Consider the following 19,965-nt stretch of genomic DNA (forward strand, 5'->3'; position numbering starts at 1 on the left):
TTACAGTGTAAAAAAACCCGCCTAATACATCAGGCGGGTCAGTCGAGAAATCGTTTATACGCTTAATAGTTCTTTCATTTCACGATATCGTGAGGATAGACTAGCAGGTGAAACACCATATTTTTTTGCCGTTTCTGCTTGAGTAGAAGCGATTCCTCTAATATCTTTTGACACGAGATAGTCAAGGGCAGCCGCATAAATTTCTTCTTTACGAATAGCAGGCTTGCTTTCTGTAACGTACTCGCTCCAAAGCTTTTCTGCTTCTTTTACAACTTCTGTCTCGGCATTCGCTTTAACGAGCTCCGTTACAGCATTGTATTTTTCATCTTTTAAATCAGTTGCATCTTCTGCTTTTTCAACTTTGGTAGAAGTAGCGTCAGTTTCCTTCTTCTCAGGTTGAGATTGAGGTACACCATCACTAATATCAATCAAAGCGAGCTGAAGTACAGCAGGAAATTCGCTCTTGAATGTTTCTTTTGGATCGTTTTGAGGCTGAATCTTTTCTATTGCTGCTTTTAACGGTGGTAATTCAGTCATTGGCATTTCCACATATCCAACATAAAACTCATGGTTGATACCGTTTGAAACGAGTGTTCCAAGTAGAGCACTTTCTGTTTTTGGCTTTTCAGCAGCGTTGATTGTTACATCATAAACAGCTTCTGTCCAAATATCCTGTACAGTAAAGATGAATCCAGTCTTTTGCTCTAAAACTTTATACAGAGATGGTGTTGCTGTTGTCCAGCCAGCTAGTATTTCCGCTACTTCTGGTTTAACAGAATTCTTCACTTTTTCTACATAAAGCTCTACAGGTGTTTTGTTATCCTTTATCTCTGAGCAGAAAATTTCCCAACAAACGGCAATGTTTGCGTATGTTTGTTCTTGCTCTTTAGCAACCGGGTACTTTTTCACGTACTTAGATGTACGTGCAGCTAAATCCTGCTGATAGTTTTCCAGGGCATATTTAATGAGTCCTTCTTGATGAAAGGATACTTCACGTGTTTGCTCTTCTTTATGTAAGCAACATTTTTTATATTTTTTTCCGCTGCCACAATAGCACGGATCATTTCTTCCTATCATTGACATGCTATTCCTCCAGTAAACCACTTACTTATCCTGTACATACTAGCATAAATCGGTTTTTTTTCAAACTACAAATCATCAGACACTATTTTATCATAAAAATGTCATAGAAAAAATCATTCAATAGGTTGGTTTTTTTGGGAACTGAAACCTTTTTCATATAAAAAGCGTCTAAGCGAAAAAGGGGGAATTACGATATGTGGAAGAGATGGGAATTGTGGGTATTCATTGCGGTACTTTTGTTAAGTGCATGCAGCAATGGCGGAAGTTCGAAAAGTGATAAAGCTGTAGATCGAGATAGTGGCAGCAGTCATTCAGAAGCAAAGATGGATTCTTCTACAAATGAAGAAAGTCAAAATACTAAATCAAATAAAAGTAAAGAAGAGCAACAAATGAAGAATCAAAGAAAAGTTATTTATCATGCTGATATTGAGATTACAGTGGATAATTTGCAACCTTCGATGGAAGCAGTTCGAAAAACGTTAGAGAACACCGGCGGATATATGGTGGAGTCGAACACGAGTACAGGTGAAAAGGGTTATGAATCTGGTGTGATGGTTGTTCGTGTTCCAATGAAAAGTTTTCGTCTCTTTTTAGATGATGTTCGAAGTTTAAGTAAAGGTACCCCACACGAAAATGTTCGTGGAGAAGATGTTACAGAAGAATACGTGGACCTGTCTTCACGCTTGAAAGCCAAACAACAAGTAAGAGAACGTCTTGAGGCTTTTATGAAGGAGGCACAGAAAACAGAAGACTTATTGAAGATATCAGCTGACCTTGCTGCAGTGCAGGAAGAGATAGAGCAGGTAGAGGGACGTTTGAACTTTCTAAAAAATCAAAGTGATTATTCAACCGTTACGATACAATTCGAAGTAAAGAATTTAAAAGCGCAAGAACTTCAAACAGAAGGGTTAAATACGTGGGCAAAAACGAAGGTTCTTTTTATGGATACGGTGAACTTTTTAATGTCTGCGATCTCGTTAATTGTGGTGAGTCTATTGGGATTAGCACCGATATGGCTAATCGTAGCAATTGTGCTTTATGTGTGGTGGCTTAAACGTAAAAAAGAACAAAAGAAAAAGCCGGAATCACCGACATCTTTGACTTAGAACACATGTTTTAACCTGTCAGTAACTGGGACGTCAGAAACACCCTCTGCAGCACGGATTGTTGATCCGTTTGCTGAAAGGGTGTTTTGGCTTTTACGGCACCTTTTTAAGTGGAGTGCCGTTTAAAAGCGCTAACTGAGAAACGCTTTGTATTCTGCGCTTAATCTCATAAATCGTTCTTTATCTTTTGTATCCAAGGCAATGTCAATTTCTCTCTCATAATACTCTTTGTAATAATTGTGAAGGGCCTCATCTAATACCATTTGGGCAATAAGGCTGAAGGCAAATGGGTCTCTTTTTTGTTGTTTGTATTGCACCATTTCATTTTGGTTCTTGTTAAAAGAAGCGTTTTTGTCTTTCATCCTGTTTCCCTCCTTAAAATTATCTCCCTATCCAATTAACCTTTTATGTTTCTAGGTTTCTACTAGTATACTGAGCAAGATGCTTAATGACAACCATTTTGTTTGAAAATTCAGAAAAAATTTCTTTATTGCTTCTAAAGTACCCTGTTTTCACCACCTTCTGGTAAAAATGTTAATGATTTGTCATCTTTATTTCTGGTTGCATCTTTTTGTTACAATTGTTTAATTTCTATGTTTTTTATGTTGTAATAGTGTGTTAGTTATTATTTCCCCGTATTTAAAGAGGGTTAAACTTTTTGAAACACGTAACCTAAAAAATATTGACATTATTGTTTATGTATGAGTAGGATTGTGTTAACTCAATAATGTTATTTCGCTAGGGGTGCTTATTTTAAGCTGAGAGAAGGTTGTGACCTTTGACCCTTTGAACCTGATCCAGTTCATACTGGCGTAGGGAAGCGGTGTGGATGAATAAAAGTTTCCTTTATGATTTGAAATGTAAAGCCACCCGCTAATTAGCGGGTGGCTTTTTTGCATAGACAACTAGGAGGTATGAGTATATGGGACAACTTATTAAGGTGAGTAAAGCACTTACGATCGCAGGATCAGATAGTGGAGGTGGCGCAGGCATTCAGGCCGATTTAAAGACATTTCAGGAATTAGGTGTATATGGTATGTCGGTTCTTACCGCCGTCACTGCACAGAACACGACTGGTGTCCAAGGGGTATTTCCGGTTTCAATTGAAGGGTTGGAAGCTCAGTTAGCGTCTATAGCTAGTGACTTGACACCTGATGCCATTAAGACAGGCATGCTTTTTTCAGGTGAGTATATTGAGAGAACAGCTTATATGATAAGAAAATTCGCATGGGAAAACGTAGTGGTGGATCCTGTTATGGTCGCAAAAGGGGGTGCAACGTTGTTAGGTGAGGAAGCACTCCATGCTATGAAAACATGTATGCTCCAACTCGCAAAAATAGTCACACCTAACATTCCGGAAGCAGAAGCGCTAACAGGTATAGAGATAAACAGCCCAGAGGCAAGAGAAGAAGCGGCGAGAGTCTTGTTTGACGCTGGTGCTGATCATGTTGTAGTAAAGGGCGGACATTTTGGAAACGGTGATTTTGTAACAGATCTAGTTTTTAATGGCATAGAGATGTTTGAACTTATAGAGAAGCGGATCCAAACGAAAAATACACACGGAACAGGCTGTACGTTTTCAGCAGCTTTGGCAGCTGAACTTGCATATGGGAGAAAACCAGAAAGTGCGATAGTGAATGCTAAGAAATATATACAAACTGCAATTGAACATGGAATCGATGTTGGTTCGGGCCATGGACCGGTCAATCATTTTGCCTATAGGAGGATTGCACATGAACAATACTAGAATACAGGAATGGAAAATGTTTGTTTCACAGATTAGAGAAGAAAAGCCACTCGTTCATCATATTACGAACAACGTAACCATGAACTTTCTTGCCAATGGGGTCCTTTCTGCAGGAGGAAGTCCGATGATGGTGCATGACGCATGTGAAGTTGAAGAAGCTGTAGGGGTAGCCGATGCTTTAGTGCTAAACATTGGGACAATCGATGAAGCATCAGCGAAATCTATGATACTCGCTTTACGAAAAGCGATACTTGCCGAAGTACCAGTTGTGCTCGATCCAGTGGGAGTAGGATTATCATCATTCAGGCAGCAGCTTGTCAAGAAGTTGTTGTTAGAATATTCAGAATTGAAGGGGGTCAGACCCCGAACAATTCTGACAATTTGCGGGAACGCTGCTGAGATGCAGTTTCTAGCTGAAGGCGCATGGGAAGGAAAAGGAGTGGATGGTGATCTGACCACTTCGGAAGATGATTTGATTAAGCTTGCAGAGGCTGCAGCGAAGCAAACAGGCTGTCTTATCGCAATGACAGGAAGTAAGGATATTATTTCAGATGGTGAAAAAGCGATCGTGCTTTCTCATGGAGACCCTATGCTTTCGTATGTTACAGGAACAGGGTGTTTTGCCACCTCAATGGTAGCTCTATATCAAGCGAATATGAAACAAGAAGTTACAAGAGAAAGAATAGACCTAACAGTTCTTGAAAGAACAGCTTTAGCGCTATTAATGCTCACTAAAGCGGCTGAAGAGGCAGTAAAAACTGCCAAAGGACCTGGAAGTTTTCAACAGAATCTTCTGGACCAGCTCTATTGTTTAGAGTCTACCCATGAAATATTTCATGGATCCATCCACTGGCAAGATTACGTATTGAAGGAAGGAGCGAATCAATGAGAACTCAAGCAAAAGCACGTTTACAACAAGATCTATCACTCTATTTTGTAGCAGGTACGATGAACTGCAATTCACCTGAAGATTTCTATCGTATTCTTTTGCAAGCGATTGAAGGTGGCATTACCGCCTTTCAGTTTCGTGAAAAGGGTGTTAATTGCTTAAGTGGCCAGAAACAGTTAGAAATGGCAAAGCGTGCAAGGGAAGTTTGCCAAAAACATGATGTGTTATTTATCGTGAATGACGATCTAGCCTTGATGAAGGCGGTAGATGCAGATGGCCTTCATGTTGGTCAAACAGATGGAGATCTGGATTTTATGCGTAGAGAAACAGAAGGAAAGCTTTTAGGTGTTTCAGCTCATACTCTAGCTGAAGCAGTGGACGCCATTGCACATGGTGCCGATTATATTGGAGCTGGACCGATCTATCAAACGTCCACAAAACCTGATGCGAAGAAGCCTGTTGGAGTTGATCTCATAGCGGAATTTCGCAACAATCATATTAACGTTCCACTTGTTGGAATCGGTGGGATTACACTTGAAAATGCGAGTGAAGTCATTAAATCTGGTGCTGACGGTGTTGCTGTTATTTCAGCAATCAGTGGTGCAGTTGATCCTTCAGCCATTTCTAGTAATCTGCTTCGTGCTGTACACACGGCGAAAAGAGGATCATAAGTGAAGATATCTGTCCAAAAACTTACGGTAATGGCTATGTTGGTCGCGATTGGGACCATTTGTTCACATTTATTTTGGATTCCGGCTGGAGTAGCAAAAGCGTTTCCCGTTCAGCATGCGATCAACGTGATGGCAGGTGTAACGCTTGGACCAATTCCGGCGGTGACCATCGCATTTAGTATCGGCTTGCTGCGTAACTTATTTGGAATCGGCTCTTTACTTGCTTTTCCAGGAGGAATGATTGGGGCATTTTTGGCCGGTTATCTTTATAAAAAAGGAAGAAAATATACGTACGCAGTAATAGGAGAATGGGTTGGGACAGGGATCCTTGGAGCTTTAATAGCGGTGCCGATTGCCACCATTTTTTTAGGGTCAAAAACGGGTGCATTCTTTTTTATCATTCCTTTTTTAGTCAGTTCAATTGTTGGTGGAGTGATAGGATTGGTCGTCCTCCGTGTACTTCATAAAAATGCTGCAGCAAAAAATTGGCTAGGATCAAAAGAAGAAAAATCTGCTTGAAGATATGCACCGGATAGGCTTCCCCACCGTACACTGTGTACTATTAACCGGTGGTTAGGGGGCCGATGTGATGAAAAAACGTCCGAAACGCTGGGTGTATACAGAAATGTTTCTCATGTTCTTTGGACTCCTTCTGGCTATTTACAATGGTAAGTCGTGGGAAAGTCCGACTGTGTTGTTTTCAATTTTGTTGGTGATCTTTATCTTTCGTGCAGCAGAGCGAAAAATATTTAAGCAAAAAACTGAATTTTGGTTGAACGCAGGAATAGCCACGATCTTTTTGATTCTTGGAATCGTACCGTTCATATAAAAAGAATAATGAGCAAAAAGCAGGCTGAACGGAAATCGGTCTGTTTTTTTGTGTCTAATTTTAGGCCGACGTATATTTTTTTCAAATCTTTGACAAAATGGTGAGGACGTAATAAAATAATTTTACGTAAAGAAATGTTTTTGCGTAGGAATGAAAGTGAGGTGATGAGAGTGAAGAGGAATCAAAGCATGCCAGAGACGTTTATTGTCACAGAACCAGAACAAGCTGCTGCACTTTTGCATCCTGTAAGGTCAGAGCTCATAAGTTTGTTAAAAGAGCCAAGTTCTGCGACAGAGCTATCAAAAAGAATGAACGATTCCGCTCAAAAAATTAATTATCATCTTAAAGCACTGGAAAAAGTGGGCCTTGTAGTACGCGCAGGCACAAGGAATGTTAGAAACCTTGTAGAAGTTTTATATGTAAGTGCCGGTCGTTCGTTTTTATTGTCAGATTCACTAGGTCTCTCTGCTGACACGATTAAAAAGCTCCAAGATCAAACTGCTCTAGCTCATGTGTTATCACTTACGGAGAAGATCAAGCGAGATGCCATTTCTTTAATGGAGCAATCCGAGGATGAAGAGATTCCAAGCGCAGTAATGGAAATGGAACTAGCACTTTCTAACATGGACCACCGCAATGCATTTCTGCAGGAATATGCAGATATGCTCACAACTCTCATACAAAAACACCACAAACCGAACAAAGAGCATGCGAAAGTGTATCACGTTTCGATGGCGATGTACCCAAAACCTGAAGGAGGCGGCACAACGTGAATAAGGAGAGCAAAGGAACCGTTATCCCAATCAATCGCGAAGCAGCAAATGATGATGCAAACATCATTCCTATGAAAACGGAAGTACAGGTGAAAGAAACAGAAACGGTGCAGGAGCCAGCTAAAATTATTTTTATCACGTCAGGATTTGGAAAAATACACGTTTCACCAAAAATAAATACAAACCCAATGGCAATAGCAGCCTAACTAGGAGGAAAACAGATGAATTTAATTCCAATGGTAGTAGAGTCGACAAACCGTGGAGAGCGGTCTTATGATATTTACTCACGTTTGTTAAAAGACCGAATCATTATGCTTGGAAGTGCGATTGATGATAACGTGGCAAATTCAATCGTAGCTCAATTGCTTTTCCTAGCTGCTGAAGATCCGGATAAAGATATCTCCATCTACATCAACTCACCAGGAGGTTCTGTTACAGCAGGTCTAGCGATCTATGACACGATGCAATTCATTAAACCGGATGTTTCAACGATCTGTATCGGCATGGCTGCTTCAATGGGAGCTGTTCTCATGGTAGCTGGTGCAAAAGGCAAGCGTTATGCGCTTCCGAACGCAGAAGTGATGATCCATCAGCCATTAGGTGGAACACAAGGGCAGGCATCAGATATGGCCATTCACGCGAAACGCATCTTGCAAACGCGCGAGTTGTTGAATAAGATCATCTCTGAGCGCTCGGGTCAACCGATCGAGAAAGTAGAGAAAGACACAGACCGTGATTATTTCATGTCTGCAGAAGAAGCTTTAAAATACGGGATCATTGATAAAGTGATCGAGAAGATCTAAAAAATAAACGACAGATAAGTACAAGGAGAAAAGCCAGCCGTGCACGGCTGGCTTTTCTTTGGGGTCAGTCCCCAAACAATTTATTTCCCGCGTTGGTTTAAATTTTTCTCCCCGGGTGTTTGCTGAAGCAAATTCGTTTTGATCAAGCTGAATATGGTAATCTAGTGTAAGTTAGATCGCTTATAAGTGTTACTTTTAAAGATACATGAAAGAAGGAATGAAGCATGCCAGGCAATTCAGCGGGTACCTCTCTACAACAACAAAAAACGGTCTATTCCATTCTTTTCGCCATAAGTTTTGTGCATTTGTTAAATGACTCTATGCAGGCTGTTATTCCTGCTATCTTTCCAATCTTAGAGAAATCAATGAATCTTTCTTTTACTCAGCTTGGATGGATCGCTTTTACTTTAAACATCACCTCTTCTATTATGCAGCCAGTGATTGGTTGGTATACAGATAAAACCACTTCACCTTATATACTCCCGGTTGGTATGATGGCGAGTTTAATAGGTATGCTAGGGATCGCATTTGCAGATTCCTTTTATACGATTATTATTTCGGTTATTGGTATTGGTTTAGGCTCTGCTGTCTTTCATCCTGAGGGGTCTAGAGTCGCTTATATGGCAGCAGGAAACCGTCGAGGGTTAGCTCAATCTATCTATCAAGTTGGTGGAAATACCGGTAGTTCACTTGCTCCTGTGATGACGGCACTCGTCTTCGTACCTCTCGGACAGTTCGGAGCTGTATGGTTTACTTCGCTTGCAGCTATCGCTATTTTTGTATTGTTTTATGTTTCAGGCTGGTATGCTAGACAACTCGTGCATTTCCCTCGCGTTCAAAAGCAAACTGGTGTGAAAAAGAAGATCGATAGAAAGCGAAAAAAACAAGTAATTGGAGCGATGGCATTACTCGTCTTTTTAGTGTTTGCACGTTCATGGTACTTCTCCGGAATAGGAAACTATTACCAATTTTATTTGATCGATGATTATGGTTTAACGATCAGGCAAGCTCAAGTTTATTTATTTGTTTTTATGGCGTCAGGCGTACTCGGAACATTCTTTGGAGGGCCGATTGCAGACTGGTTAGGAAAGCGAAATATGATCTTTTGGTCGATGGTCGGAACAGCGCCACTCGCTCTACTTCTTCCGCACGTAGGATTATGGGCGGTTATTCCATTGTTCTTCTTGATCGGTTTCATTTTGAACACGAGTTTTTCGGTGACGGTCGTATATGCACAAGAACTTGTACCAGGCAGGATCGGTATGGTATCAGGTTTGATCGTTGGACTCGCATTTGGTATGGGGGCGCTCGGATCGGTAGTGCTTGGTAAGGTCGCTGACGTTACAAGCATCTCAAACACGATGTTCTTGATCAGCTTCTTACCGTTAGTCGGGTTGTTAACCGTCATGCTGCCTACAGACAAAACGCTTGAAAAATGGTCTTCTGGGGTCTGACCCGGGTCAGACCCCAGAAAAAGACATTTATCTCCATTATGTCTTTTCCACAAATACAAAGGCCCCTGTCTCTTTAGAGACAGGGGCCTTTGTTTAGTTATTCAATCGTCGATATCTGGCACTTGCGAACATGAAAATACCATACGAGATAAAGCCGAGTGATACGATGGCGAGAAGCACGGGACCAAACGGCTGTGATGCAAGTTCTAAGAGTGCACCATCCAATCCGCGTGTCTCTTTTGGATCAGCAAGTATCGCGGTTCGAACTAGAAAGAACGCAATAATCATAAAAACGATGCCGCGTGCAGCCATTCCAAATGTTCCAATATAACCGCTCCAACGCCACTCTTTTTTGTTCATTTCATTCTTCTTTAAATCACGTTTGAATCGGTGTGTGAAGGCTCGATACATAAAGACGATACCAGTAATGGCAAAAACAACACCGCCGATAGCGACCAATAACTGACCAAATGGTTGTGAGAGCATTTGCGCTGACAGCGTTTGGTACGTTTCATCAGAAGATTTCGCTCTTGCACGAAACAAAATGCGTAAGGAACTGATACACATTGCGATATAAATCCCTGCAATAATCAAATAACCTAACCGATTAAACCATCTTTTCCAATCGTGATTGACACATTCAGGATCGAAAAGAGCTTTAACGATCTGCCAAAAAGCAAATGCACTCAAGCCTACCGAAAGTACGATCAATAGGACAGGACCAAAAGGCTGTTGAGCGATTGTATAGAGTGCTCCGTTTGAACTCGCTTCACTCGGGTGCTTTCCGATAGACATGATTAAAGCCAGAATGCCGATAATGATGTAAACGATACCTTTTGAAAGATAACCGATACGTGCAGAACGGTGGATCCAAGGGCGATATGATTCAAAATGACTTTTCATTTTATCTTTAAGTGTTGGTTCTTTTACAAAAGGCTGTTTCACGATAGGCACGTTTCTCCTTTCAGAGTAAATTACTTCTAGTCTCTGGTGGGTTATATAACAAGTAGATTCGATAGACGTTACTTATGATCGTCTTCAAAACGGCATAAGTAGGAATGGCTAAAAGCAGACCTATAAATCCAAAAGCTGCACCAGCCATGAGTACGACTAGGATGATGGTGAGCGGATGGATACGAAGTTGTTTTCCCATGATTTGAGGAGACAAGATATTTCCTTCTACTTGTTGTACAACGAGCGTTACGATAGCAACTTTTACTGCCATAAATGGGTCTTGAATCAGACCAACTAAAAGGGCTGGAAATACCCCGATAAACGGTCCTAAAAAAGGAATCACATTCGTTAGAACAGCAAAGAGAGCAAGCACTAAAGCGAACTTTAATCCGATCAATAAATAACCGGCAAACATAAAAATACCTACAAACCATGCGACCAAAACTTGACCTTTTATATATGAAGACAAGGTCGAATCAATATCTCGTAAAATCGCTGCAACTTCATACTCCATGTGATGAGGAGCAAACCTTAGAAAATAATTAAAAAATTTCTTATCGTCAAGCAACAAATAAAAAAGTATAAAAGGGACCACTAACAATATGAGAGCGATGTTCGTCAATGTGGTTACAAGGGCAATGACATCTTTTGAGACAGTACTCGTAAACTTTTCAAGGCGTTGTGTGGCTAACTTTGTTATATGTGTGCTGTCGATGAATGATTTTTTGTTTCCAGTAATCATCGTACCTGTTTTTTCAGTAGCTTCACCTATCTTTTTAGGAAAATCATCTGTGATATTTGAAAGCTGATCGGCTACAACGGGGACGGCTAGCGTGGCAATACCAGATACGGCTAAGATCAATCCGACCATCACTACCATGATAGCTACAAACTTAGGAACTTTTTTCTTGATCAAAAAATGAATGACCGGTCTTAGCAAATAATAAAGCAACCCTGCGATAAACAAAGGGAAGAAAACGCTTGATATTACAAGATAAAGGAAGTCAAGCAGGTAATCAATTTTCCCTAATAAATATAGGATCGTTAACAATAAGACTGAACCTGCTGCGTACTTAAAGAATGAGTGCTGATACCACATTAAATCTGACCTCCATTTCATATTAGTAGTCTTTTCCCTTTTTAGTAATCTGTAATCTTATTTTGATAATAAAATAATTGACATTTTCTATGAGCGCTGATAGATTGTAAGTGTGAATGTAAACGTTTACGTAACAAGAAAGCAGGGAGATGTTTTGAATCCGACAATAAAAGATGTCGCCAAGCATGCGAACGTTTCAATCGCTACAGTTTCTCGGATTGTGAATGGATTGCCTGGCTATTCGGAGGAAACGAAAAAAAAAGTACAGCGATCCATCGAAGCACTCGGCTATCAACCTAACGCGATCGCACGAGGACTCATAAACAAGCGAACACAGACGATCGGAGTTCTTTTTCCAGACGTGTCTGGAATGCTTTCATCAGAAGTATTAGAAGGTGTAGAGAATGCTGCACACGACGGAGGATTCAGCGTAATCGTCTGCAACACGACTTCAAGTGGAAAGAGAACCGTAAAGTATTTAAGGCTTCTGCAGGAAAAAAGAGTAGATGGCATCATCTTTGCTTCAGAAGATGTAAAAGAAGAGTACTATAAAATTTTTCAAGAGATGAAGGTACCTGTTGTCCTCGTGTCCACGGCGTCACCCAAATACGATCTTCCGTTTGTTCGGGTGAATGATTTTGATGGAGCGTTTCAAGCTACAGAGTATTTAATCCGAAAAGGGCATAAAGAGATTGGTATGATTGGGGGCAGCGACGAGGATCCAATAGCGGGAGTACCAAGGATGCAAGGATTTCAAAAAGCTCTTGAAAGCAATGGTCTTTCTTTTACCGAGAATCATATTACAAAGAATGAGGGTTATCGTTTTCAAAACGGAAAAGAATCACTGCCTTCTTTACTAAAAAAACTTCCAGGTATGACTGCATTATTCGCAGCAAGTGATGAGATGGCCATTGGAGCAATGTCTGCAGCGCATCAGTTGGGTATAAAGGTTCCAGAGGAATTATCAATCATTGGATACGATAACTTGAAGATTGCTGAGATGTGTTATCCTCCACTAACGACCGTTTCTCAGCCGTTAAAGGATATGGGACAGACCTCAGGTGAGATGCTAGTCAGTTTGATTAAAGGTGAACAACAAGAAGCAAAAAGCCGTTATATGCCTTTTTCGATTGTGGAAAGGCAATCAGTCAGTGATTTTCATGACAAGTAAAAAACGGGTTATAAGAGAGCTTCATTTTTATTTAAGATTTACGTAAACGTTTACGTAAAACGCTTACAAGCATATAGGAGGAAGTTATAAATGATTAAAGTAACAGTTTGGAATGAAAACCGCCATGAGCAGAAAAATCCGGTAGTAAAAGAAATTTATCCAAAAGGAATACATGGTGCGATCCAAGAATTCCTTGAAAAAGCAGGACATGATGTGAACACAGCGACACTTGATGACGCTCAGCATGGTTTAACAGACGAAGTATTAAACAACACGGATGTTTTAGTATGGTGGGGTCACTTAGCTCATGACGAAGTAGAAGATGAGATCGTTAATAAAGTGTATCAACGTGTTCTTGATGGAATGGGCTTGCTCGTCCTTCATTCTGGTCACTTCTCTAAAATATTTAAAAAGTTGATGGGAACTTCTTGTGACCTAAAGTGGCGCGAAGCTGATGAAAAGGAACGCATTTGGATCGTTAACCCTAGCCACCCGATAGCAAATGGTCTTGGTGAATACATCGAGCTTGAAAAAGAAGAGATGTATGGAGAGCATTTTGATATTCCTGCTCCTGATGATCTTGTATTTGTTAGCTGGTTTGAAGGAGGAGAAGTGTTCCGATCAGGTGCTGCTTACAATCGTGGCAAAGGAAAAGTATTTTATTTCCGTCCGGGACATGAAACGTATCCAACGTATTATAACGAAGATGTGCAAAAAGTGATCACGAATGCTGTATCATTCTTAGCTCCTTCAGGCAGTGAAGCTCCAAAATACGGAAATGCAAAACCACTTGAAGCAATCGGAGCAAAGTAAATAAGAATCTTTAAACACCCACTTTTAAGGAGGAAATAGTTATGACAATTAAAGTTGGAATTATCGGTTGCGGTAGTATCGCACAACATCGTCATCTTCCAGAATATGCGGCCAATCAAGAAGTAGAGATCGTTGCTGTTTGTGACATCGTAAAAGAGCGTGCTGAATCAACACAAGCAGTTTACGGAGGGAAGATTTTTACGGATTATAATGAGCTTCTTGCTCTTGAAGAAGTAGAGGCAGTGAGTGTTTGTACACCAAACTTTCTGCATGCACCAATTTCAATCGCAGCATTAAATGCAGGAAAGCATGTTTTATGTGAAAAACCGATGGCTACTTCTCTTCAAGAAGCAGAGGAAATGATTGCTGCAGCAGAAAAGAGCGGAAAGACGTTAATGATCGGACACAATCAGCGCTTTGTTCCGGCGCATCAAAAAGCACGAGAGCTTATTGCGTCAGGCGAGTTAGGCAAAGTTTACAGCTTCCGTACTGCTTTTGGTCACCCAGGACCTGAAGGCTGGAGTGTGGACGGTGCGAGCAGCTGGTTCTTTAAAAAGGATGAAGCGTTTATCGGAGCTATGGGAGACCTTGGCGTTCATAAAACAGACTTGATCCGATACATTTTAGGTGAAGAGATTGCAGAAGTAGGTGCTTTTGTTGAGACGAGCGCAAAAGAGTTTGCTTCGGTTGATGATACAGCCGTTTGTGTGTTGAAAACAGAGAGCGGAATCATCGGAACATTGGCGGCTAGCTGGTCTTACACGGCAAAAGAAGATAACTCTACGATTATTTATGGTGAAAAAGGTATCCTTCGATTAGAAGATGATCCGAAATATTCATTAGTCGCACAATACACGAATGGAAATGTTGTACGCTATGAAATGGGTGCGATTCAAACGAATGAGAACCAATCAAATTCACATGTGGTAGATCACTTTATTGAAGCGATTGAAACAGGTCATGCTCCTCTTATCACGGGTGAAGAAGGAAAACGTTCATTGGCAGTAATTCTAGCTGCTTTAGAATCGAACGAAAAGAAAACGATCGAGAAAGTTAAAACAGGAGTTCACGCATGAAACTAAGAGTTGGAATCATCGGGGCAGGCGGTATTGCACAAGGCCGACATATCCCCGCTTTTCAAAGTTTAGGTGAAAAAGCAGAAGTTACTGCCATTAGTGATGTAAACGTGGATGCTGCAAAAAGTGTTGCTGAAAAATTTCACGTACCGAACTATTTTACGAGTTATGTAGAGATGTGGCCACATGTAGATGCGGTTGTGATCTGTACGCCTAACAAGTTTCATAGAGAGATCACAGTTGCAGCATTGGATGCTGGTAAACACGTTCTTTGTGAGAAACCGATGGCAATGACCGTTGAAGAATGTGCTGAAATGGTAGAAGCAGAAAAACGATCTGGAAAAGTATTGTCCATCGCTTATCATTATCGCTACATGAAGGAGTCACAAGCTGCAAAACGAATCATGGAGGCAGGAGAAGTTGGTAATCCTCTTGTTGTTCGTGTACAAGCGCTTAGAAGAAGAAAAGTCCCAGGTTGGGGCGTTTTTACAAACAAAGAGCTTCAAGGTGGCGGCAGCTTGATCGACTATGGGTGTCATCTGTTGGATCTAACACTTTGGCTTTTAGACAACCCGATTGTGAGTGAAGTATCTGGTCAAACCTATAACACAGTCAGTCGTGAAGCTGAGCAAGTGAACCAATGGGGTTCGTTTGATGCAGAAACATTTGAAGTAGATGACCACGTCACGGCATATATTCGTCTCGCAAATGGAGGGACAATTCTGTTTGAAACATCGTGGGCAGCAAATATTCCAGATGATGCAGAACTGCTTCGTATTTCGGGTGATAAAGGCGGACTCGATGTATTTCCGTTTGCGGTGAACAAAGCAGTAAACGGTATGATGACGACAACAAAAGCAGATTGGATCCTTGGAGAGGATGATCCTGGCCGTCCTCAAGCAGAGAACTTTGTTGATAGCTGTTTAGGTAAAGCTAAACCTCTTGTAAGTGCTGAGGAAGCCATGAATACTTCACGGGTGATCGAAGCGATCTATGCAAGTAGTCTTATGGGAAAAGGCATTCAACTAGGAAACGAAAAAGGAGTGAAGTAACATGAAATTAGGTGTGTTTACGGTTCTGTTTTCACAAAAATCATTTACAGACATGCTTGACTATGTGAAAGAGGCTGGCGTACAAGCCGTAGAAATTGGAACGGGTAACTATCCAGGGAACGCTCATTGTCCGCTTGATGAACTTCTTCAGAGTGAAGAGAAACGTTCGCAGTATCTTCATGAAGTAGAAAAGCGCGGTTTGACGATCTCAGCCTTCAGTTGTCACGGTAATCCGTTATCACCAGACGAAGCTTTTGCAAAAGAATCACACGATACTTTTGTTAAAACCGTTGAACTTGCTGGACTGATGAATGTACCAGTTGTAAACTGCTTCTCAGGTGTTCCCGGTGACTCCGAGAGTGCAAAATATCCGAACTGGCCAGTTTCACCTTGGCCGAACGAATACAGCGATGTGTTGAAGTGGCAATGGGAAGAGAAGTTGATTCCATATTGGCGCACGTGGGGTCAATTTGCAAAAGAGCATGGAGTGAAAATTGGACTAGAGCTTCACGGCGGATTCTTAGTGCATACTCCATATACCTTGCTAAAATTACGTGAAGAAACATGTGACGCAATTGGTGCGAACCTTGATCCATCACACCTTTGGTGGCAAGGTATCGATCCAGTAGCCGCGATCAAAATTCTTGGAAAAGCTGGAGCGATACATCACTTCCACGCTAAAGACACATATCTAGATCAAGATAATATCAACATGCACGGATTAACGGACATGCAGCCATACGGAGCTGTTCAAAATCGAGCATGGAGCTTCCGCTCAGTAGGCTGCGGTCACTCTGTTCAGGATTGGTCTGACATGATGAGTGCACTTCGTACGTACGGTTATGATTATGTAGTAAGCATCGAGCATGAAGATCCAATCATGTCGATCGATGAAGGATTCAATCGCGCGGTAAAGAACCTTCAGTCTATCCTCATCACCGAGCAGCCAGCCGAGATGTGGTGGGTCTAGGGGTCTGACCCCACACAAATACAAATCTACTAGATTTGTATTTGTGGAGTGAACATTCCATAGCAATTACCGTTATAGTCTCACAAGCTCTGCGAAAACCTGCATTCCACCTAATGGAATGCGGGTTTTCTTGTTTAACGGAATTATTATTAAACCTCTTCTTAAAAAATGATTTGACAGTTCATCCCAATATCACATATAATTTCAAAAACATATTATCAAGAAAACGAAGAAAAGGATTAGTAAGTCGATTCTGTCTTTTTAGAGAGGAAGCTGCGTGGCTGAAAGGCTTCTACTGACAAACGATTGAACCTGCCTTTGAGTTCTGTATCTTATTCATAAGATATTCAGCGGTTAAATACCGTTATCATGAAAGAGTGTAAAGCTATGCTATGAATTAGGGTGGTACCGCCAAGAAATTGGTCCCTAATGAGAAGTGTGGCTTTTTTTATTTTCAAATAATGAGGAGTGCAACCAATGGCTAAGGAATTTGTAAAGAATGTTACGAGTATGCAAGACGATTTTGCACAATGGTATACAGATGTTGTCACAAAAGCAGAACTTATTGATTATTCAAGCGTTCGCGGTTCGATGATTTTAAGACCTTACGGCTATGCTATATGGGAAAACATCCAAAAGGAACTTGATAAGCAAATCAAAGCTACAGGCCATGAAAATGTTTATATGCCACTTTTTATTCCGGAAAGTCTACTTCAAAAAGAGAAAGACCATATTGAAGGATTTGCGCCTGAAGTAGCATGGGTAACACATGGGGGAGAAGAAAAGCTTACAGAACGCCTTTGCGTTCGTCCGACATCTGAAGTTCTTTTTGCCGAGCATTTTAAAAACATCATCCATTCACATCGCGATCTTCCAAAGCTCTATAATCAGTGGTCAAACGTTGTGAGATGGGAAAAGACCACTAGACCTTTTCTTCGTACTCTTGAGTTCCTCTGGCAGGAAGGACATACGTGCCATGAAACAGATGAAGAGGCACACGAGGAAACAATTCGTATGCTTAACGTATACGCTGATCTCTGTGAGGAATTCCTAGCAATACCGGTCGTTAAGGGTCAAAAAACGGAAAAAGAAAAATTTGCTGGAGCAAAATACACTTATACGATTGAAAGCCTTATGCATGATGGAAAGGCGTTGCAATCTGGAACTTCTCATCATTTAGGAGATGGATTTGCAAAAGCTTTCGGTATCGAGTTTACGAACAGAGAAGGTAAACTACAGACTGTTCAGCAGACATCTTGGGGCTTTACGACTCGTATCATTGGTGCGATGATCATGGTCCATGGCGATGACCGTGGGCTAGTAGTTCCTCCAAAGATAGCACCAACTCAACTCATGATCGTTCCGATTGCCCAACACAAAGAAGGTGTTCTCGATTTTGCTTACGATTTAAAAGATAAGCTATCACAGACCATTCGAACAAGAATTGATGCTAGTGATAAAAAGCCAGGCTGGAAATTTAATGAGTATGAGATGAAAGGAATCCCTCTACGTCTAGAGGTTGGTCCGCGAGACATTGAACAAGGGCAAGTGATATTAGTTCGTCGGGATACAGGGGAAAAGGAAACAGTTTCTCTGCAAGATTTAGAATTACACATTCACAATACACTAAATGATATTCAGTGTAACTTGTTAAAAAAGGCAAGGGCTCATAGAGAACATCAAACAACGACAGTCACTACATTTGATGCATTCAAAAACGAACTAACTGAAAAAGGCGGGTTCATTAAAGCGATGTGGTGTGGTGATGAGGCTTGTGAAAGTTTTATAAAAGATGAAACAGGGGCAACATCAAGGTGTATACCGTTTGAACAAGAAAAGCTCTCAGAAAAGTGCGTTTGCTGTGATCAACAAGCAAAACACCTCGTCTACTGGGCAAAAGCATATTAAAGGAAAGGGGTCAGACCCGGGGTCTGACCCCTTTCCTTATTCTCAAATATAATTATTCTTACTATATTAGGAACTTTACATTACTGTATGACATACACTACACTATAATCGAGGTGATTGCATGAGCGAATTAATTTTCTCTCTAAAGACAGAACTGCGAAGAGGAACGTTAACTTTAGCAGTTTTAAGCCAGCTCCAAACGCCGCAATACGGGTATTCACTCGCGCAGCGGTTAGAAGAGAACAACGTAACGATTGATCAAAGCACCCTGTATCCACTACTTAGAAGACTCGAAAAGCAAGAGCTGTTGACGAGCGAATGGGATACAACAGAGAGCCGACCTAGAAAATATTATCTTCTGAGCGAGTTAGGTCAAGAAGTGTTCAAGCAACTGAAAGAAGAATGGCATAACACGTCCATGCAATTAAATTCGATGTTATAAGGAGGAATTCCCAATGAATTTGATTGAAATGTATATCAGTGAAGTGACACAAAGACTTCCCGAAAAAATAAGGGATGACATCGCGTTGGAGTTAAGGTCTACCATTGAAGATATGCTTCCAGATCAACACACAGACAAGGATGTTGAAGAGGTTTTAATGAAACTAGGAGATCCTGTCAAGCTTGCCAGCGAATACAATAATAAGCCTCGTTATCTAATAGGTCCTATGTTTTATGAAAGTTATATCAATGTCTTGATCGTAGCAACGATCATTTCTGTCGTAATCAGCAGCCTTATGTTGTTTGTAAACGGTATGATTACTTTTGAAGGTGACAAGTCTCTTTTTACTCTCATGGCTTTTATCGGTCAACTTTGTTTGAAGATGTTTTTATCTAGCTTGAATGTTTTATTCCAAGTCTTTTTCTGGGTAACCATTGTTTTTATCATCTTAGAACGAACAGAAGTTTCAAATGGAGATCTTTATAATTGGAAAAAGAAAGCATGGTCTCCATCCGATCTATATCAATTAAAAAAGGTAGTGACGAAAAGACAGATTCCAAAAGCGGAAGTTTTCTTTAGTCTGTTTTGGACAGCGCTATGGGCCATAATCCTATTCAACTCGTCCGAAATGATCGGTTGGTACGAACAAAGTGGAAAAGGATTAGAAGGACTCACACTCAAAGCACCTCTATTTAATGAAGAAGTTTTGTTCTCGTATGCTCCTTTTATAGTCCTGCTTATTCTCATTGAAGTGGGTCTGGCCATCTATAAATTCTTCATTGGAAGATGGACGAATCTACTTGCTTCATTGAACCTGATCTATCACTTTATTTCGGTAGGGTTACTTTGTTTTATGCTAACGGATGAAACCCTTTATAATAAGTCATTTATTGAAAAACTATATGAAACAGTCCCGAATGTTCCAGCATTTTGGTTTGTAACGACAATGGCAACAATCATAGCAGTTTTTTCTATAATCGATATCATTTCGGGTTTCAATAAAGCACATAAATCAAATACTGTAATCGATCAATGGATGAAAAATGGATAAGCAAAAGACTTCTTTTGGGAGTCTTTTTTATTTTTAGAATGGAACAATATGTTAAACTTATGAAGAAATAGAAG

22 protein-coding genes, 1 riboswitch and 1 other annotated feature are annotated in these 19,965 nt (G+C 40.7%); of the genes, 18 read left to right on the top strand and 4 right to left on the bottom strand.

What is annotated here, in order from left to right; genetic code table 11:
• Window positions 1-54: 54 nt before the first annotated feature.
• Window positions 55-1,083, bottom strand: coding sequence for a YecA family protein (locus I5J82_RS03655; protein ID WP_198766707.1), 1,029 nt, complete (start codon window positions 1,081-1,083; stop codon window positions 55-57).
• Between the two features lie 194 nt (window positions 1,084-1,277).
• Between I5J82_RS03655 and I5J82_RS03660 the strand changes: the two genes are divergently transcribed.
• Window positions 1,278-2,189 (top strand): DUF4349 domain-containing protein, encoded by a 912-nt coding sequence (locus I5J82_RS03660; RefSeq protein WP_198766708.1) that lies wholly within the window; start codon window positions 1,278-1,280, stop codon window positions 2,187-2,189.
• 131 nt (window positions 2,190-2,320) lie between these two features.
• Here I5J82_RS03660 and I5J82_RS03665 read toward each other — a convergent pair whose 3' ends face one another.
• Window positions 2,321-2,551, bottom strand: coding sequence for an IDEAL domain-containing protein (locus I5J82_RS03665; RefSeq protein ID WP_233096397.1), 231 nt, complete (start codon window positions 2,549-2,551; stop codon window positions 2,321-2,323).
• 368 nt (window positions 2,552-2,919) lie between these two features.
• Window positions 2,920-3,025: riboswitch (TPP riboswitch) on the top strand.
• An 86-nt stretch (window positions 3,026-3,111) separates the two neighbouring features.
• On the opposite strand from I5J82_RS03665, the gene thiD reads away from it, so the two are divergent.
• The 9 genes from thiD (at window position 3,112) to I5J82_RS03710 (ending at window position 9,355) form a co-directional block, all read left to right on the top strand.
• Window positions 3,112-3,936, top strand: a complete 825-nt coding sequence (gene thiD / locus I5J82_RS03670; protein ID WP_198766709.1) for a bifunctional hydroxymethylpyrimidine kinase/phosphomethylpyrimidine kinase — start codon at window positions 3,112-3,114, stop codon at window positions 3,934-3,936.
• Window positions 3,923-4,825: a hydroxyethylthiazole kinase gene (gene thiM / locus I5J82_RS03675; protein ID WP_233096398.1), complete on the top strand. Its 903-nt coding sequence runs from the start codon at window positions 3,923-3,925 to the stop codon at window positions 4,823-4,825. The genes thiD and thiM overlap by 14 nt, the downstream gene beginning before the upstream one ends.
• Window positions 4,822-5,496, top strand: coding sequence for a thiamine phosphate synthase (gene thiE / locus I5J82_RS03680; protein WP_198766710.1), 675 nt, complete (start codon window positions 4,822-4,824; stop codon window positions 5,494-5,496). The genes thiM and thiE overlap by 4 nt, the downstream gene beginning before the upstream one ends.
• 6 nt (window positions 5,497-5,502) lie before the next feature.
• Window positions 5,503-6,015 (top strand): energy coupling factor transporter S component ThiW, encoded by a 513-nt coding sequence (thiW, locus tag I5J82_RS03685; RefSeq protein WP_332873675.1) that lies wholly within the window; start codon window positions 5,503-5,505, stop codon window positions 6,013-6,015.
• A 70-nt stretch (window positions 6,016-6,085) separates the two neighbouring features.
• Window positions 6,086-6,325 (top strand): hypothetical protein, encoded by a 240-nt coding sequence (locus tag I5J82_RS03690; protein WP_198766711.1) that lies wholly within the window; start codon window positions 6,086-6,088, stop codon window positions 6,323-6,325.
• A gap of 188 nt (window positions 6,326-6,513) precedes the next feature.
• A complete protein-coding gene (locus I5J82_RS03695) occupies window positions 6,514-7,098 on the top strand; it encodes a winged helix-turn-helix domain-containing protein (RefSeq protein ID WP_198766712.1) in 585 nt (194 codons plus the stop codon).
• Complete coding sequence (locus I5J82_RS03700) at window positions 7,095-7,304, top strand: hypothetical protein (RefSeq protein ID WP_198766713.1); 210 nt, start codon at window positions 7,095-7,097, stop codon at window positions 7,302-7,304. The genes I5J82_RS03695 and I5J82_RS03700 overlap by 4 nt, the downstream gene beginning before the upstream one ends.
• Window positions 7,305-7,319: 15 nt before the next feature.
• Window positions 7,320-7,901: an ATP-dependent Clp endopeptidase proteolytic subunit ClpP gene (clpP, locus tag I5J82_RS03705; protein ID WP_191752752.1), complete on the top strand. Its 582-nt coding sequence runs from the start codon at window positions 7,320-7,322 to the stop codon at window positions 7,899-7,901.
• A 224-nt stretch (window positions 7,902-8,125) separates the two neighbouring features.
• Window positions 8,126-9,355: an MFS transporter gene (locus I5J82_RS03710; RefSeq protein WP_198766714.1), complete on the top strand. Its 1,230-nt coding sequence runs from the start codon at window positions 8,126-8,128 to the stop codon at window positions 9,353-9,355.
• A gap of 93 nt (window positions 9,356-9,448) precedes the next feature.
• On the opposite strand, the gene I5J82_RS03715 is transcribed toward I5J82_RS03710, so the two are convergent.
• Complete coding sequence (locus tag I5J82_RS03715; protein ID WP_198766715.1) at window positions 9,449-10,300, bottom strand: DUF1206 domain-containing protein; 852 nt, start codon at window positions 10,298-10,300, stop codon at window positions 9,449-9,451.
• Between the two features lie 19 nt (window positions 10,301-10,319).
• On the bottom strand, window positions 10,320-11,408 hold the full coding sequence (locus I5J82_RS03720) for an AI-2E family transporter (RefSeq protein ID WP_198766716.1): 1,089 nt from the start codon (window positions 11,406-11,408) through the stop codon (window positions 10,320-10,322).
• Between the two features lie 154 nt (window positions 11,409-11,562).
• Between I5J82_RS03720 and I5J82_RS03725 the strand changes: the two genes are divergently transcribed.
• The 8 genes from I5J82_RS03725 to I5J82_RS03760 all read left to right on the top strand — a co-directional run bounded on the left by I5J82_RS03725 (window position 11,563) and on the right by I5J82_RS03760 (window position 19,891).
• On the top strand, window positions 11,563-12,579 hold the full coding sequence (locus I5J82_RS03725; RefSeq protein WP_198766717.1) for a LacI family DNA-binding transcriptional regulator: 1,017 nt from the start codon (window positions 11,563-11,565) through the stop codon (window positions 12,577-12,579).
• A 90-nt stretch (window positions 12,580-12,669) separates the two neighbouring features.
• Window positions 12,670-13,392, top strand: coding sequence for a ThuA domain-containing protein (locus I5J82_RS03730; RefSeq protein ID WP_198766718.1), 723 nt, complete (start codon window positions 12,670-12,672; stop codon window positions 13,390-13,392).
• Between the two features lie 41 nt (window positions 13,393-13,433).
• Complete coding sequence (locus I5J82_RS03735) at window positions 13,434-14,468, top strand: Gfo/Idh/MocA family protein (RefSeq protein ID WP_198766719.1); 1,035 nt, start codon at window positions 13,434-13,436, stop codon at window positions 14,466-14,468.
• On the top strand, window positions 14,465-15,520 hold the full coding sequence (locus I5J82_RS03740) for a Gfo/Idh/MocA family protein (protein WP_198766720.1): 1,056 nt from the start codon (window positions 14,465-14,467) through the stop codon (window positions 15,518-15,520). Before I5J82_RS03735 ends, I5J82_RS03740 begins: the two co-directional genes overlap by 4 nt.
• A gap of 1 nt (window position 15,521) precedes the next feature.
• Window positions 15,522-16,490, top strand: coding sequence for a sugar phosphate isomerase/epimerase family protein (locus I5J82_RS03745; protein ID WP_198766721.1), 969 nt, complete (start codon window positions 15,522-15,524; stop codon window positions 16,488-16,490).
• A 220-nt stretch (window positions 16,491-16,710) separates the two neighbouring features.
• Window positions 16,711-16,921 (top strand) — a binding site (T-box leader).
• A 46-nt stretch (window positions 16,922-16,967) separates the two neighbouring features.
• Window positions 16,968-18,398 carry a proline--tRNA ligase gene (gene proS / locus I5J82_RS03750; protein ID WP_198766722.1) on the top strand — a complete coding sequence of 477 codons (1,431 nt, stop codon included), beginning with the start codon at window positions 16,968-16,970 and terminating at the stop codon, window positions 18,396-18,398.
• 121 nt (window positions 18,399-18,519) lie between these two features.
• The gene (locus I5J82_RS03755) at window positions 18,520-18,840 is read left to right on the top strand and encodes a PadR family transcriptional regulator (protein ID WP_198766723.1); all 321 of its coding nucleotides are present in this window, start codon (window positions 18,520-18,522) and stop codon (window positions 18,838-18,840) included.
• 13 nt (window positions 18,841-18,853) lie between these two features.
• A complete protein-coding gene (locus I5J82_RS03760) occupies window positions 18,854-19,891 on the top strand; it encodes an HAAS signaling domain-containing protein (protein WP_198766724.1) in 1,038 nt (345 codons plus the stop codon).
• The last annotated feature ends 74 nt before the right edge of the window (window positions 19,892-19,965 follow it).

Source organism: Fictibacillus halophilus (assembly GCF_016401385.1).
GTDB lineage: Bacteria > Bacillota > Bacilli > Bacillales > Fictibacillaceae > Fictibacillus > Fictibacillus halophilus.

Bases quoted from the DNA above. Each gene is read 5' to 3' on its own strand.
- I5J82_RS03655 (WP_198766707.1), bottom strand. From the start codon at position 1,083: ATGTCAATGATAGGAAGAAATGATCCGTGCTATTGTGGCAGCGGAAAA.
- I5J82_RS03660 (WP_198766708.1), top strand. From the start codon at position 1,278: ATGTGGAAGAGATGGGAATTGTGGGTATTCATTGCGGTACTTTTGTTA.
- I5J82_RS03665 (WP_233096397.1), bottom strand. From the start codon at position 2,551: ATGAAAGACAAAAACGCTTCTTTTAACAAGAACCAAAATGAAATGGTG.
- thiD (WP_198766709.1), top strand. From the start codon at position 3,112: ATGGGACAACTTATTAAGGTGAGTAAAGCACTTACGATCGCAGGATCA.
- thiM (WP_233096398.1), top strand. From the start codon at position 3,923: ATGAACAATACTAGAATACAGGAATGGAAAATGTTTGTTTCACAGATT.
- thiE (WP_198766710.1), top strand. From the start codon at position 4,822: ATGAGAACTCAAGCAAAAGCACGTTTACAACAAGATCTATCACTCTAT.
- I5J82_RS03690 (WP_198766711.1), top strand. From the start codon at position 6,086: ATGAAAAAACGTCCGAAACGCTGGGTGTATACAGAAATGTTTCTCATG.
- I5J82_RS03695 (WP_198766712.1), top strand. From the start codon at position 6,514: ATGCCAGAGACGTTTATTGTCACAGAACCAGAACAAGCTGCTGCACTT.
- clpP (WP_191752752.1), top strand. From the start codon at position 7,320: ATGAATTTAATTCCAATGGTAGTAGAGTCGACAAACCGTGGAGAGCGG.
- I5J82_RS03710 (WP_198766714.1), top strand. From the start codon at position 8,126: ATGCCAGGCAATTCAGCGGGTACCTCTCTACAACAACAAAAAACGGTC.
- I5J82_RS03720 (WP_198766716.1), bottom strand. From the start codon at position 11,408: ATGTGGTATCAGCACTCATTCTTTAAGTACGCAGCAGGTTCAGTCTTA.
- I5J82_RS03730 (WP_198766718.1), top strand. From the start codon at position 12,670: ATGATTAAAGTAACAGTTTGGAATGAAAACCGCCATGAGCAGAAAAAT.
- I5J82_RS03735 (WP_198766719.1), top strand. From the start codon at position 13,434: ATGACAATTAAAGTTGGAATTATCGGTTGCGGTAGTATCGCACAACAT.
- I5J82_RS03740 (WP_198766720.1), top strand. From the start codon at position 14,465: ATGAAACTAAGAGTTGGAATCATCGGGGCAGGCGGTATTGCACAAGGC.
- I5J82_RS03745 (WP_198766721.1), top strand. From the start codon at position 15,522: ATGAAATTAGGTGTGTTTACGGTTCTGTTTTCACAAAAATCATTTACA.
- proS (WP_198766722.1), top strand. From the start codon at position 16,968: ATGGCTAAGGAATTTGTAAAGAATGTTACGAGTATGCAAGACGATTTT.
- I5J82_RS03755 (WP_198766723.1), top strand. From the start codon at position 18,520: ATGAGCGAATTAATTTTCTCTCTAAAGACAGAACTGCGAAGAGGAACG.
- I5J82_RS03760 (WP_198766724.1), top strand. From the start codon at position 18,854: ATGAATTTGATTGAAATGTATATCAGTGAAGTGACACAAAGACTTCCC.